Source organism: Novosphingobium sp. SL115, from assembly GCF_026672515.1.
Taxonomy (GTDB): Bacteria; Pseudomonadota; Alphaproteobacteria; order Sphingomonadales; family Sphingomonadaceae; genus Novosphingobium.
Genome location: NZ_JAPPRG010000002.1, coordinates 462,505 through 477,765 on the forward strand (window position 1 = coordinate 462,505; position 15,261 = coordinate 477,765).

At 63.5% G+C, this 15,261-nt stretch carries 7 protein-coding genes; 5 read left to right on the plus strand and 2 right to left on the minus strand.

Annotation, left to right across the window (positions count from 1 at the left end):
• Positions 1 to 7: 7 nt before the first annotated feature.
• From OVA07_RS03830 to OVA07_RS03850, 5 genes are all read left to right on the plus strand, one after another.
• Complete coding sequence (locus OVA07_RS03830) at positions 8 to 4,771, plus strand: hypothetical protein (protein ID WP_268170145.1); 4,764 nt, start codon at positions 8 to 10, stop codon at positions 4,769 to 4,771.
• Between the two features lie 248 nt (positions 4,772 to 5,019).
• A complete protein-coding gene (locus OVA07_RS03835; protein WP_268170146.1) occupies positions 5,020 to 5,925 on the plus strand; it encodes an SH3 domain-containing protein in 906 nt (301 codons plus the stop codon).
• A gap of 170 nt (positions 5,926 to 6,095) precedes the next feature.
• A complete protein-coding gene (locus OVA07_RS03840; RefSeq protein WP_268170147.1) occupies positions 6,096 to 6,782 on the plus strand; it encodes a response regulator transcription factor in 687 nt (228 codons plus the stop codon).
• Positions 6,779 to 8,146 carry a sensor histidine kinase gene (locus tag OVA07_RS03845; protein ID WP_268170148.1) on the plus strand — a complete coding sequence of 456 codons (1,368 nt, stop codon included), beginning with the start codon at positions 6,779 to 6,781 and terminating at the stop codon, positions 8,144 to 8,146. The genes OVA07_RS03840 and OVA07_RS03845 overlap by 4 nt, the downstream gene beginning before the upstream one ends.
• Positions 8,143 to 8,721, plus strand: coding sequence for a hypothetical protein (locus OVA07_RS03850; protein ID WP_268170149.1), 579 nt, complete (start codon positions 8,143 to 8,145; stop codon positions 8,719 to 8,721). The genes OVA07_RS03845 and OVA07_RS03850 overlap by 4 nt, the downstream gene beginning before the upstream one ends.
• A 112-nt stretch (positions 8,722 to 8,833) precedes the next feature.
• On the opposite strand, the gene OVA07_RS03855 is transcribed toward OVA07_RS03850, so the two are convergent.
• Both OVA07_RS03855 and OVA07_RS03860 read right to left on the minus strand, forming a co-directional pair.
• Positions 8,834 to 12,094, minus strand: a complete 3,261-nt coding sequence (locus OVA07_RS03855; protein ID WP_268170150.1) for a beta strand repeat-containing protein — start codon at positions 12,092 to 12,094, stop codon at positions 8,834 to 8,836.
• Positions 12,036 to 14,966 carry a beta strand repeat-containing protein gene (locus tag OVA07_RS03860; protein WP_268170151.1) on the minus strand — a complete coding sequence of 977 codons (2,931 nt, stop codon included), beginning with the start codon at positions 14,964 to 14,966 and terminating at the stop codon, positions 12,036 to 12,038. Before OVA07_RS03860 ends, OVA07_RS03855 begins: the two co-directional genes overlap by 59 nt.
• Positions 14,967 to 15,261 lie beyond the last annotated feature (295 nt).

Below are 15,261 nucleotides of genomic sequence, written 5' to 3' on the forward strand. Positions count from 1 at the left end.
ACATCGCATGATCCGCACATCTTCACCCCGCCCTGTTTCCGCGCTGCTGATCGGCGCGTCCTGTCTGGCACTGGCTAGCCCCGCGTTCGGGCAGGAAGTGGTGTTTGCCGACAATCCCGATCTGGCCGCCGCCGCGTTGCGCGGGGAACGGGTGACCCAAGGCGCGGGAGTGACCCAGCTTCGGCTGGCATCGGGGGCCATGCTGTCGTTCGTTGAAGGGGCCGAGTTCCAGTTGCGGCCCGACGGGTCAGTGGACCTGTTCAAGGGCAACCTGACCGTGACCGGGGCAAGCAAGACCGATACACTGGTGCATCTGGGCGGACAGGGCACCGGCAAGATCAGCGGTGCGGGATCATCGGGCAGCTTTTCAGTCGACACTGACGCCAAAGGCCGCACGCAGGCAACCGGGCGCGTGCTGACAGGGCTTGCCAGCATTGCCAACGGACGTGAGGAAAAGCGCTTTGCCGCAGGGCAGGCGTGGGAAGTGGCCAATGGCCATCCACGTCTGACCACCAAGGCCGCCGTTGCCGCCGCGCCGCGCATGTCACCGGCCAAGGCTGCTGCCGTGGCGGAGCAGCGAACGGCGGCGACGCAAACTCCGCCAGCGGTAGTGTCGGTGGCTGAAGGCGGGCCTGCGGCGGCGGCCGAAAACGGTGTGCCGGTGGTGCTGGGCGAGGCGCTGGCCGCAGCGGGGGCTTCGGGCGATATCGTTTCGGCGGGGCAGCGCATTGAAGCGGCGGTGACCAACCCGACCATCGAAACCTTCCCTTCGGACGATCTGGCCCGGCTTGTGGCCCATGCCGCGCAGCTTGAACGGCTATATGGCGGCCAGCCGTTCAATCAGGCGCAGGCCGATGTGATCCGCGCCTATCTGCGCTATCTGGCAGGTAGTGGCACGCAGGCGCAGTTCCTGACGGTTTATGCGGGGCTGATGGTGCAGTTCCTTGATCTGGTGCGGTCGGGCGCGGCGCCCACTTCGTTTACGGGCGCGACCTTTGCCGACATCAACGCCTTCATCACCTATCGCGGGCGGACCAACGGGTTTACCGCGCTGTCCGGCCAGAACCGCGTGCTGGTGGAAGCCTATGTCGCTTTCATTCTGGGCGGGGGCAATGCCGACCAGTTCGTCGCGCGCTATACCAGCCTGACGTCGGCCTATTTCACGTTCCTGCGCGGCGGGGGCGATCCGCTGGCGTTTCAGGGGGCCACACAGGCGACGCTGGTAGCCTATATCACCTTCCTGAATGATTCCGGACTGCTGGTGCGGCTGGGCGCGGCGGACCGGTCGTTGCTGCAGGCTTATCTTGCCAATGGTGGGGCGGCATTTATCCAGCAGTATCGTGTCGCGCTGACCGCCTATTTCAGCTATCTTTCCAGCGGGCAACTGCCCAGCGGCTATGCCACGGTCGATCCTGCCGTACTGCGCCAGTATCTGCAAACGCTGCAGGCGACGGGGCTGTTCGAACAGGTGCTGGGCGCACAGGCGCAATTCTATGCCAGCTATCTGACCTATCTGCGCGGCGGTGGCGCGATTGACGGCTGGCAGGGCCTGCCCGCCAATGTCTTTGCCGGATACGCACAGGCGCTGACCAGCTATCGCGCCTATCTGGCAGCGGGTGGCGTGCCTTCGGCCTATACCGCGCTCGACCCGGTGGTGCTGCGACAGTATCTGGATGCGCTGGCGGCGGCGGGTGCGCTGGACCGGTTCCTTGGCGGCAATGCCACGTTCTATGCGCAGTATCTGGTTTACTTGCGCGATGGTGGCACGCTGGACGGGTGGCAGGGCCTGCCGTTCAACGTTTTCACCGGATATGCGCAGGCGCTTTCGGCCTATTACGAATATCTGGCAAATGGTGGGCTGCCATCGGCCTATACCGCGCTGACGCAGGATGAAATCCGCGTCTATCTGGCGGCATTGCAGGCGGTGGGCGCGAACGAGGCGTTTCTGGGCCAGCTTTCGGCATTCTATGGCGCGTATTTCACGTTCCTGGCCAATGGCGGCAACCCCGATCTTTACACCGGTCTGCCCACCCCGCCCGACTATGCGGCGCTGGCCAGCGCGGTTTCGGCGTATGTTGCCTATTTGCAGGCGGGCGGCATGCCATCGGCCTATACTGGCGCGGATCTTGCGCTGTTGCAGCAGTATATCAAGGCGCTGATCGACAGCGGCAAGCTGAACACGCTGCTAGCGGGACAGGCGCAATTCCTAAGCGCCTATTACGCCTTCATCGTGGGCGGGGGCAGCGCCGATGGCTATGCCGCGCTGCCGGTCTATGCCAACTATGTCACCGCGCTTGAGGCTTATTACGCCTATCTGGCGGCGGGCGGCGTGCCGTCTGGCTATACCGCGCTGACGCAGGCGCAGATTCTGGCCTATCTGCGCGCGCTGACCGATGCGGGTGTGCTGGCCGGGCTGTTTTCTGACGCGACGCTGGCGTTTATTCAGTCGTATTACGTCTATGTCGCTGGGGGCGGCAACCCGGACCTTTACAGCGGTCTGCCCAGTACAGGCGGAAGCGGCGGGACCATCACCCGGTTGACGACATATACCGGCGGGTTCCCATCCAACGCCAGCGGATCGAAAGCGATTGCCGGGCACAACGGCAATATCCAGCCCGCCAACTCCACGCCGACGCTGGCCAGCAACGGGGCGCTGGAAAGCGCGGGCGACATTGCCCCGCTGACTGCAACCGCAACCGATGTGGCAGGCGATGCCAGCGCCGTGGTGGGCCGGTTCACCAACGGCACGGCGCGGTTCAAGAACACGTCGTTCGGGTTCAGCGCTGATACCGGCCTGCCTTATGTGGTGCTGGCGCCGAAGCTGGGCACTTTGCCCACATCGGGCACGGTGGATTACGAAGTGCTGGCGGCCACGCGCCCGGTCTTTACCGATGGCCGCACCGAGCCGGGCACGTTCGATGCCGATCTGACCATCGGCTTTACCGGCACTGCCAACCTGACCTTCCGCACGCTGGGCACGATTGTCATGCCCGAAACCGGCGGGAACGTGGCCTATACCTTCCAGACCCCGAACTATGCCAATAGTCAGATGCAGGAGGTGATTCGCGACACGCTGGGCAATTACTTCTTCGGGGCCAGCCTGACCGGCACCGGGCAGGGCTGCGTCAGCGGCGGCACGCCCTGCCAGTTCAGCATGTATGGCGATTTTGCCGGACAGACGCCGGAAAACCGGCTGGGCGTGATGTACCAGACTTATGGCGGGGCGTTCAACGCAGGGCGCATTCAGGGCGCGGCAGTGTTTGCCAAAGCGGGCACTGGCGGGGGCAGTAGCACAGGTGGCAGCAGTTCCGGCTATACCGGCGGATTTTCGGCCAGGTCGGGGCTGAATGTCTATGTCTCGTCATTGGAGACCAACGGATTCATTGCCAACCAGAGCCTGTCCATTGCCCGTGATGGCAGTTTTACCGGTTATGACAGATACGAAGCGCTGACTGCACGATTCAGCGATCTGGCAGGCGATTCCAGTGGTGTGATCGGCCGCGTCAGCGATGGCACATTCCGCATCGGCACCGGCACTTTCACCTATGGCGCGAACAATGGCTTTGCCTATGCCATCATGGCCCCGATCAGCGGAGTCATGCCGACGACCGGCACCGCGTCATATGACGTGATATCCGCCACTCGTCCCTTCTATCAAGGTGGACAAACCGCCCCCGGCACTTTTGCTGCCAACTTGACCGTAGGCTTTGGCAGCACATTGCGCTTTGCGATGGACGGCACGTTGACGATGCCCGATGCGACATACACATTTTCGACACCGGGCGGCGCAGGTGGCACCCTGCAACCGGCGCAAGTTGCGAACAACCCTGCGTTCTTCGTCATCCGTCCCACCCTGTCAGCTAGTGGCAGAGCGTGCCAGACCAGCGGATGTTATGTAAACTTCTTTGGCGGATTTGGCGGGGCCACGCCGCAGGACCGCCTTGGCTTTGGCTATCTGACATATGGCAACACCGATTCGTCAAATGCGATTGCCGGGGCGGTATTGTTCGGGCGTGAAGGCACGCTGCCTGCAAGTGGTAGCAGCGCAACGCCCGCACCGGCAGCGTCTGCAACCCTGACTGGGGCCACGACGTATACCATGGCCGATGGCGGCACCACCGGCTTTGCCGCTCAGGAAGTGGATGTCAGCACCGACGGGGCGATCACCCGCGTCAAGTTCAATGCCAGTTCGACGACGATCTATGGATCGCCCGGCGTGCTGAAAGAGCATGGCCGCGCAGGCGATGCGGTGGCGTGGAGCCGCTGGGACGGGGCAAGCGCCAACGCCAACCTGAACCCCAACGTCCATATCGTGACCGGCACCCCTGCCACAGCGCTGCCGGTATCGGGCAAAGTGGACTATACCCTGACCGGATCGACCGCCCCCACCAATTACAACGGCACGGACGGTGCTTCGGGCACGGTATCGGGATCGCTGGCAGTGCAGTTTGGCGCACAGCCCAAGGTGGGCTTCAGCCTTGATGTGAACACCGGGCCGCGTGGCTGGCGCGTGGCAACCAGCGGCGGGTCTGCCGATCCGTCCAATGGCGGGCTGAACGTGGGCAGTGACATGCGCTTTGGGTCAAGCTCGGTCGGGGTTACCGCGCTGAATGCCAACAGCTGCCTGGGGTCGTGCAATGCCACGGTGCTGGGATCGCTGTATGGCGCAGGGGCCAGCCACGTTGGTCTGGGCTACCAGATTGGCGATCTGTCATCGAACAGCATCTATACCGTCAACGGCGCGGTGGTGTTTGGCAAGGCTGTGCCCTGACGATTGGTGCCATTGTTCTCACCAAGGTCTGCCAGACAGCCCCCCGCTGATCTGGCAGACCGGGCGCGGTGGCCCTTCTTGCGCTCCGGCTGCCGCGCCCCCTTTGCCCAGGCGGCAGCAAAGTTAACCAAGATGACAGGATTTGTCACAGCCATGACAGGACTGTTGTGTGTGAAGGCGCTGCTCTGGCGCGCATTATGCCCCCATCGCCGTAACGCAAGCACGGCAAGTTTCGAGGGGTGCCGACCATGTTTCGCAAGTCCACAGCCATCATCGGCGGCCTTGGCGCAATCGCGCTGACGGCCGGTGTATCGACCACAGCCATGGCCGCCGAAAAGGAGCCGCCGGTTGCGTTGACCAAATGCGACAAAAGCTATGGCGCGGTTGCGCTGGTTGATGGCGACACACAGGGCTGGACCAAATACGGGCTTGGGTCTCCGCGTGAACTGATTGCTGCGCTGGCCGTGGAATCTGGCTGCTTTACCATTCACAACACCGCCAGCGGCAAGCCCGCAACTTTCCTGATGAACGTGATTGCAGGCGACAAGGAAGAGGTCGACAAGTCGATCGAGACGGCCAAGGGTGTGGCGATGGAAGGGCTGGTCCGGTCAGGCGCAGCCAGCGGCATGTTGCGCGGCATCCCCGGTGGCGGGTCGATGCTGGGCATGCTGGGCGGCTTTGGCGGCAAGAAAAAGACCATTGCCGCTGGTATTCGCCTTATCAGTCCCGCCAATGGCCAGACCATTGCCCAAGGATCGGGCGAGGTGAAGAAAACCTCGATATCGTTCGGCGGTGGTGGTGGCACGATTGGCGCCGTGGCCAACGGAGCAACCGGCGCGGCCTATGCCAATAGCAAGGACGGCCAGATGCTGATCGAAGCCTTTATCAAGGCCTTCAATGCCGTATCGGCACAAGGGCCAGCGCTGGCATCGATGGTGCCCGCGGTTGCTGTTGCCGCAGCACCTGTAGCGCAAAGCGCCACAACCGCCGTTGATACCAAGATGTTCGCCAGCCCCAACAAGGCTTCGGCAGCAATGCGCACGGTCCGCGCTGGCACCGCTCTCTCACCCACTGGCCAGCGACAGGGTCTGTTCATCGAGGTTCAGGACAGCTTCGGCACCAAGGGCTGGGTCTCGGTCGAGGACATGCGCTGACCGGTGCCGGGCACCGCAAGGTGTCCGGTTCAGGGAAGGCATGATTGCGCAAGCGCCAGTTGCGGCAAACCGGCCAGCGTGAAATGATCGCGCTGGGCAGTGCGCCGTAACTGGCGCAAAATTGCCGAATACGGGGCCAAACATGGAGGCCTATAGGGGGCAGCGGGGCGATGGACGGCATCAACATCCTCTATGTCGAAGACGATCCGCGCGCCGCGCAGGCCGTGCAGACGCTGCTGGGCACAGATGGCGACCGGCTGGCATGGGAACAGACCGGCACGGCGGGTCTGCAGCGCGCTGGGGCCGAACCGTTCGACGTGATTATTCTGGACCGGATGCTGCCTGATATCGACGGTCTGACCATCGTTTCGCGGCTGCGTGCAGCAGGCGTGGATACACCGGTGCTGATGCTGTCTGCGCTGGGCCGCAGCGAAAACCGCATCGAAGGGCTGGAAGCGGGCGTCGACGATTATCTGGCCAAGCCGTATGAGCCGCAGGAGCTTGTGGCACGGTTGCGCGCGCTGCACCGACGTTCAGCAGGCAAAGTTCATGGCGCAGTGGTGATCTATGGCGCGTTCGAATGCCACGTAAAGGCCCGCACCGCCTTTCGCGCCGGACACCACATTCCGCTGTCGCCGCGCGAATTCGCCCTGTTCCGCTATTTCATGGAAAATGCTGGCGAAACAGTGACTCGTGAAATGCTGCTGCGCGATGTGTGGAACATGAATTTCGATCCCCAAACCAACGTGGTGGACGTGAACATCGGCCGTCTGCGCCGCAAGCTGGAGGATGGCTTTGCCAGCCCTGCACTGGAAACCATCTGGGGCGCTGGATACCGGCTGACCACCGGCGAATGACTTTCGGCGGATCTTTGCGACAGGGACCGGGGCAAGCGCGCCAGTCCATTTTCGGCCAGTTGACCAGGGCTTCGATCCTGATTGCGGTGGTGGCCGTGGCCGTGCTGTTCACCGTGACCACCATTACCATTCAGCGCCAGACCCGCACATCGCTTTCCGCCACGGTCGCCACCGATCTGGCCGGGCTGATCGACATCTATGCTACAGCGGGCCGGGCCGAACTGTTGCGCCGCGTGGCCGACCGGCAGGATGTGGTCAGCCTTGAAGGGCGGCGGTCGCACTATCTGGTGGCTGATGGCACGGGCCGTCCGCTGGCAGGCGATGTCGCGGGTTGGCCGCCCATCAACGCTGCGTTGTCCGAAGAAGGCTTTGTTGCGCTGGGTGATGGCACCGAAGTCTATGCGCAAGGGGCCAAACTGGCCCCCGATCTTCAGTTGCTGGTGGCGCGCGAATATGACCGCGACCGGGCAGCGCTGGCCGTGCTTTCCGGCGTATTTCTGGCGGTGGGTGCAGCCATTGTGGGCGCGGTGGCGCTGGTGGCGTGGATGACCGCACGGCATCTGGCGCGGCGCATGGATGCGGTGAACGCGGCGCTGGGCGCGGCGGCAGACGGGCGCGCCGCCAGTTTCCCGGCCCGCCAGCGCGGCGGCGATGAAATTGACGAAATGGCAGGGCACGGGGCGCGTCTGCTGGCGCGGCAGGCGCAATTGCTGAAAGCCTACAAGCAGGTGTCCGAACACGTTGCCCACGAAATCCGCACCCCGCTGATGCACCTTGACCACCGGCTGGGCACAGCGATGCACGACCATCCTGAAGCCCCCGGCGGCCCGATTGGCGCATCGCGTGAGGATATTCGCGGCATTCTGGCCATGCTGGATTCGCTGCTGGATATTGCTTCTGCCGAAAGTCGCCGGGGCGAACTGGCTGGCCTTGCCGAAGTGGACCTGAGCGGCCTCGTAACCGCGCTGGCCGACCTGTACGAAGGCAGCGCCGAAGACGCAGGCCTGACGCTGGAAACCGCAATCCGCCCCGGCGTAACCATGCTGGGTGAAAGGATGCAGATCACCCGGCTGCTGTCCAACCTGCTGGACAATGCCATCAAATATGTGCCCGAAGGCGGCCATGTGCGGCTGCACCTGACCGCGGGACCGCGCATCGTGGTGGAAGACGATGGCCCTGGCATTCCGGCCGAACACCGCAACCGCATTTTCGAACGCTTTGCTCGCGCCACGGCGCCAGGCGATGCACCCGGCCATGGTCTTGGCCTTGCCCTGTCGCGCGCCATTGCCGAGCGGCACGGGCTGGTGCTGCGATTGGGCGACCCCCCGCGCGGCGCGCAATTCATACTGGAGCCTGCCCCATGAAGCGTTTCGCCATGCTGACCTCCTGCCTTGCCGCCATCGGCACCGCCGGATGCGCTGCGCAAGCCCCGCAGACTACGGTCGTGGCCGTCACTTATGACCCGATGGAGCCTGCCGCCGCCGTGGCGCAGCTTCTGGTCGAAGCGGATCAGGCGCAGGATGAGCCAAAGCGGCTGGGCAGGTTGATTGCCGCCATTGAAGGGCTGGGGGCGCGGCCTGCCGATCCCACGGGCGATCCGCTGACCGGATGGCGCAAAGTGGCCGAAATGCCGCAGACGCCGCCCTATCGCGGGCGGGTGCTTGGCCCGGCTTATAAGGCAGGAATGCTGACGCCGGGGGCAACCGTGCGCCTGCCGCAACTGTTCGACGGTGGCCGCGCCGCGCGGGTGGCGGTGGCCACACCGGGGCAGGCAGGCCTCGATTTCACGGTGCTGGATGGCGAGGCGAAGCCGGTGTGCCCGCCCGCCAAGGCGCGCAACCGCCAATGCACCTGGACCCCGCTTTACAGCGGTCGCTTCGAAATCGTGCTGAGCAATTCGTCAACCAACGCGGCAGGATACTATCTGGTGATCGACTGATCGTGCGGCAAAGCTGCGGGCAAAGCCAAAAGTAACGTCAAAATCGGAAACGAGAATGGGCGGGTCTGATGTACAGACCCGCCCACTTTCTTGTTCACAATCGTCTGATAGATCAGAACTTCACGCTGGCCCCTACGCCGGCACCGAAGGCATCCTTCGAGAAGCCGACATTGGCACCGATGCCGAAGCCACTGGAGGTGACAGCCTGCGCCCGGATGGAAGCAGCCCATTCACCTTCAAACGTACCAACGCCACCTGACAGGCCGGATTCGCCGTTCAGAAGGGTCATCGGAGCGGCAGTGGACGCAAAGCCCATTGCAACACCCTGGAAGGCCTTGCGGTTGTTGACCACGAGTTGACCAAAGGTGGTTTCCAGTGTGCTCACGCGGCCAGCAAGCGTGCTCAGCGCCGTGTTGGTGGCAAAGAGCTGCTGACCGGTAACGGCATCTGTCGATGTCGCAGACAGGGTTCCGTTAGCAAGTCCGGAGATCTTGCCGCTGTTGCCCGCATTGATGGTCACATTGCCTGCGGCAATACGGCCAGTTCCGGTCGTGATGTTGCCCGCAGTGGTCGTGTAGCTGCCGGTAACGGTGAAGTTACCGCCAACCGATGCATTCCCGGCGATGGCAGCAGTGCCCCCGACCGTCAGGTTTGTGCCAACGCTCGTGCTTCCGGTCGATACCAGCGATGCGCCAGTGATCGTGCCGGTTGCGGTCGAGATGTTGCCCGCGACCGTGAAGTTACCGCCGACCGAGGCATTACCCGTGGTCGAGAGCGTTGTGGTTGCAATGTTCCCGGTGTTGGTCAGGCCGTTGGTTGTGGTTGCACCCGTTACCGCCAGCGTACCGCCGATCGAGGCATTGTTGGCGATGGTTGCATTGCCAGCATTGTCGACATTGAACGTGGTGTTGCCAGTGGTGTCGTCCGCGACGTTGAAGCCTGCATCATCAACAGTGACCACGGTCGACGTGGAACCGCCATGGATGACGACGCTGTCGGTGTTCACATTGACGAAGCTGGCACCGCTCGAACCAAGGGTCAGCGTACCGGTCTGCGATGTAACAGAGTCGGTGGTTACGCCGTCGTTTGCCGCGAGTACGCCATTGACAGTTGCCCCTCCATTGATGGTGGCGCCACCATTGGCAGTCAGCGCGCCGGTCAGCGTGGTGGTTCCACCAACTGCCAGATCGCTGTTCGCACCAGCCAGGGTGACGTCGCCGGTCACGGTCTGGTTACCAGTCTGGGTCAGGTTGCCGGTGAGGGCAACATTACCATTCTGGGTCAGAGCACCGGTGTTGGTGATGCCTGCAGTGGTGGTCAGGCCGGTCACGTTCAGGGTGTTGTTCACCGTGGTCGCGCCATTGGCAGTCAGCGTGCCGGTCAGCGTGGTGTTGCCACCCACTGCCAGATCGCTGTTCGCACCAGCCAGGGTGACGTCGCCGGTCACGGTCTGGTTACCAGTCTGGGTCAGGTTGCCGGTGAGGGCAACATTGCCATTCTGGGTCAGAGCACCGGTGTTGGTGATGCCTGCAGTGGTGGTCAGGCCGGTCACGTTAAGGGTGTTGTTGACCGTGGTCGCACCCGCAAGGGTGGTCGCACCGGCAACATTCAACGTGCTGTTCAGCGTGGTGGCGCCCGCAACATCGAGAGCATCAGCAACCGTGACGTTGCCCGCCGAGTTCGAGATCGCGCCCTGCTGGTCAAGCGTACCGGTGTTGGTTGCACCCGCCAGCGTGGTGGCACCCGTCACGTTGAGGGTGTTGTTGACCGTGGTCGCACCGGCAACATTCAACGTGCTGCTGAGCGTGGTGGCGCCCGCAACATCGAGAGCATCAGCAACCGTGACGTTGCCTGCCGAGTTCGAGATCGCGCCCTGCTGGTTCAGCGTACCGGTGTTGGTTGCACCGGCCAGAGTGGTGGCACCCGTCACGTTGAGGGTGTTGTTGACCGTGGTCGCACCCGCAAGGGTGGTCGCGCCGGCAACGTTCAACGTGCTGCTGAGCGTGGTTGCACCGGCAACGCTTACCGTGCTGCCGAATGCCGTGGCACCCGAAACGTCAAGAGCATCGGCAACCGTGACGTTCCCAGTCGAGCTCGAGATCGCGCCCTGCTGGTTCAGCGTACCGGTGTTGGTTGCACCGGCCAGCGTGGTGGCACCCGTTACGTTGAGGGTGTTGTTCACCGTCGTTGCGCCGTTCGCGGTCAGGGTGTTGTTCACCGTGGTCGCGCCGTTCAGGGTCGAGGCCCCGGCAACGGTCAGCGTGCTGTTCAGCGTGGTTGCACCGTTCGACGTCAGACCGCCAGCGCCAGCGACGATGGTCGCACCCGAAACCGTGCCCGAAGCGGTCACGTTCTGCGAGTTCACGTTGGTCGAATTGACCGTGGTGATGTTGCCGGTGCCAGCGTTGACCGTGCCAGCCGTAACAGTGCCGAAGTTGCCGTTGGCGCCAGCGACAGTGCCGGTCGTCGTGGTGATATCGCCACTGAAGGTGGTGATGCTACCCGACTGCGAGCTGATGTTGCCCTGCTGCGTGCTGATCGAACCGGTGGTGGTCGAGATCGAACCGGCCGCGGTGGTGATGTTGCCGCCGCTGGTTGCGATTGCCGCACCGTTGGTCTGAACGCCACCGTTCAGGGTCGACAGACCCGTCACCGTCATCGTGCCACCGACAGTCGCATTGTTGGTCACCGCCAGAGTTCCGGTGGTGGTCGTGCCGCTGTTGTTGATGGTGGTCGAGTTTACGGTGGTGATGTTGCCGGTGGTCGCCGTGATGGCATCGACATTGGTGATGTCGTTACCATTCATGTTGAGATCGCCGGTCAACGACGCGCCCGATGCCGAAACGGTGCCCGCGAAGGTGCCGTTGCCGGTGTTGCTGACCGTGAAGGTCGTGCCGTTGGTCGTGTCGGACAGAGTCAGGCCGTTGTCGGCCAGAACCAGGTCGGTCGATGCCGTGCCGCCATGCAGCGTCAGGGCCGTGTTGGTGATCGTGACCGAGCTACCGCCAGCAGCATTGTCCGCATCAAGCGTCAGCGTACCGCCGCTGCCCGAAACGGTGTTGGTGGCGATATTGCCGGTGTTGGTCACACCATTGGTGGTGGTCGTGCCGGTCACCGTGGTGTTGCCACCAACGGCGAGGTCGCTGGTTGCACCCGAAAGGGTGACATCGCCAGTGACATTCTGGTTGCCGGTCTGCGTCAGGTTGCCGGTCAGGGTCGTTGCACCGGTCAGGCTCGTCGTGCCGGTCTGGGTCAGGGCACCAGTGTTGGTGACGCCCGTCGTGGTGGCAAGGCCAGTCACGTTCAGGGTGTCGTCAACCGTGGTTGCGCCGCTCAGCGTCGTCGTGCCGGTAACCGTGGTTGTTGCCGCCAACGGCCAGATCGCTGTTCGCACCGACCAGGGACACGTCACCCGTAACGCTCTGGTTGCCGGTCTGCGTCAGGTTGCCGGTCAGGGTCGTTGCACCGGTCAGGCTCGTGGTGCCGGTCTGGGTCAGGGCACCAGTGTTGGTGACGCCCGTCGTGGTGGCAAGGCCAGTCACGTTCAGGGTGTCGTCAACCGTGGTTGCGCCGCTCAGCGTCGTCGTGCCGGTCACCGTGGTGTTGCCGCCAACGGCCAGATCGCTGTTCGCACCGACCAGGGACACGTCACCCGTAACGCTCTGGTTGCCGGTCTGCGTCAGGTTGCCGGTCAGGGTCGTTGCACCGGTCAGGCTCGTGGTGCCGGTCTGGGTCAGGGCACCAGTGTTGGTGACGCCCGTCGTGGTGGCAAGGCCAGTCACGTTCAGGGTGTCGTCAACCGTGGTTGCGCCGCTCAGCGTCGTCGTGCCGGTCACCGTGGTGTTGCCGCCAACGGCCAGATCGCTGTTCGCACCGACCAAGGTCACGTCACCCGTAACGCTCTGGTCGCCCGTCTGCGTCAGGTTGCCGGTCAGGGTCGTTGCACCGGTCAGGCTCGTGGTGCCGGTCTGGGTCAGGGCACCAGTGTTGGTGACGCCCGTCGTGGTGGCAAGGCCAGTCACGTTCAGGGTGTCGTCAACCGTGGTTGCGCCGCTCAGCGTCGTCGTGCCGGTAACCGTGGTGTTGCCGCCAACGGCCAGATCGCTGTTCGCACCGACCAGGGTCACGTCACCCGTAACGCTCTGGTCGCCCGTCTGCGTCAGGTTGCCGGTCAGGGTCGTTGCACCGGTCAGGCTCGTGGTGCCGGTCTGGGTCAGGGCACCAGTGTTGGTGACGCCCGTCGTGGTGGCAAGGCCAGTCACGTTCAGGGTGTCGTCAACCGTGGTTGCGCCGCTCAGCGTCGTCGTGCCGGTAACCGTGGTGTTGCCGCCAACGGCCAGATCGCTGTTCGCACCGACCAGGGTCACGTCACCCGTAACGCTCTGGTCGCCGGTCTGCGTCAGGTTGCCGGTCAGGGTCGTTGCACCGGTCAGGCTCGTGGTGCCGGTCTGGGTCAGGGCACCAGTGTTAGTGACGCCCGTCGTGGTGGCAAGGCCAGTCACGTTCAGGGTGTCGTCAACCGTGGTTGCGCCGCTCAGCGTCGTCGTGCCGGTAACCGTGGTGTTGCCGCCAACGGCCAGATCGCTGTTCGCACCGACCAGGGTCACGTCACCCGTAACGCTCTGGTCGCCCGTCTGCGTCAGGTTGCCGGTCAGGGTCGTTGCGCCGGTCAGGCTCGTCGTGCCGGTCTGGGTCAGGGCACCAGTGTTGGTCACACCATTGGTGGTGGTCGTGCCGGTCACCGTGGTGTTGCCGCCAACGGCCAGATCGCTGTTCGCACCGACCAGGCTCACGTCACCCGTAACGCTCTGGTTGCCCGTCTGCGTCAGGTTGCCGGTGAGGGTCGTTGCGCCGGTCTGGGTCAGGGCACCAGTGTTGGTCACACCATTGGTGGTGGTCGTGCCGGTCACCGTGGTGTTGCCGCCAACGGCCAGATCGCTGTTCGCACCGACCAGGCTCACGTCACCCGTAACGCTCTGGTTGCCCGTCTGCGTCAGGTTGCCGGTGAGGGTCGTTGCGCCGGTCTGGGTCAGGGCACCAGTGTTGGTCACACCATTGGTGGTGGTCGTGCCGGTCACCGTGGTGTTGCCGCCAACGGCCAGATCGCTGTTCGCACCGACCAGGCTCACGTCACCCGTAACGCTCTGGTCGCCCGTCTGCGTCAGGTTGCCGGTCAGGGTCGTTGCGCCGGTCAGGCTCGTCGTGCCGGTCTGGGTCAGGGCACCAGTGTTGGTCACACCATTGGTGGTGGTCGTGCCGGTCACCGTGGTGTTGCCGCCAACGGCCAGATCGCTGTTCGCACCGACCAGGCTCACGTCACCCGTAACGCTCTGGTCGCCCGTCTGCGTCAGGTTGCCGGTGAGGGTCGTTGCGCCGGTCTGGGTCAGGGCACCAGTGTTGGTCACACCATTGGTGGTGGTCGTGCCGGTCACCGTGGTGTTGCCGCCAACGGCCAGATCGCTGTTCGCACCGACCAGGGTAACGTCACCCGTAACGCTCTGGTCGCCCGTCTGCGTCAGGTTGCCGGTCAGGGTCGTCGTGCCGGTCTGGGTCAGGGCACCAGTGTTGGTGACGCCTGCCGTGGTGGTTGCACCGGTCACGTTCAGGGTGTTGTTCAGCGTAGCCGCGCCCGAAGCGGTCAGCGTCGTGGCGGTGGTTGCACCGGTGTTCGACGTGGCGGCGGTCAGCGTGTTGACATTGTTGATGTTGCTGTTGGACAGGTCGAGGTTGCCCGCACCGACAGTCACATCGCCTGCGGCCACGTTGAGGCCGCCAGATGTTACGCTTACGCCGCCCGAATTTACGGTAACGCCGTTGGTAATCGATGCGCCGCCGGTGACGGTCAGACCATCGTTGACTGTCACAGCCCCGGCGGAGTTGGCAATCGCGCCCTGAACGTCGGTGGTGCCGGCAACAACCAGGTTGTCCGAAACCGTCAGGTTGTCCGAAACCGTCAGGTTGTCCGAAACCGTTACATCGCCCGCCGTGTTCTGGATGCCGCCCTGAAGGTTGGCCGTGCCGGACGAAACGATGGCGCCTGAACCGGTGTTGATGCCACCGCCATCAGTCACAATCGCCGCGCCGTTGGTGTCGAGGGTGCCACCATTGTTGACGATAGGGCCACCGTTATCAACCACAACATCTTCGTTGCCGATCGTGATGGTCTGCGCCATCGCTGGCGTAGCCAGGACTACCGCAATCGGTAGGCAAGTGCTGCGCAACAGCTTCATTTTCATACTAGACATGAAGTACTCCCGTATTGAACGCGGAAAATCGGCTCACGCCCAGACTGGGCGCAAGATAGCAGCCTGCACGAAACGTACAGGACCGCAGAATTTGAATATTGAGACGCACAGCCTCACCGAACGCCGAAGCGTTCTGCCGTAAAGCCCGAGTCTGGGATTGCGTTTGCTTACTTCAGGAAGTGATTTTTTCTTATAGACCCGGAATCAAAGCGCAATTTGCCGTCGAGCTACCTCCTGACCACTATACACAGCGACCACTCTCACGGTCATGTTGCTGCGCTTGGTCGGCAAGTCA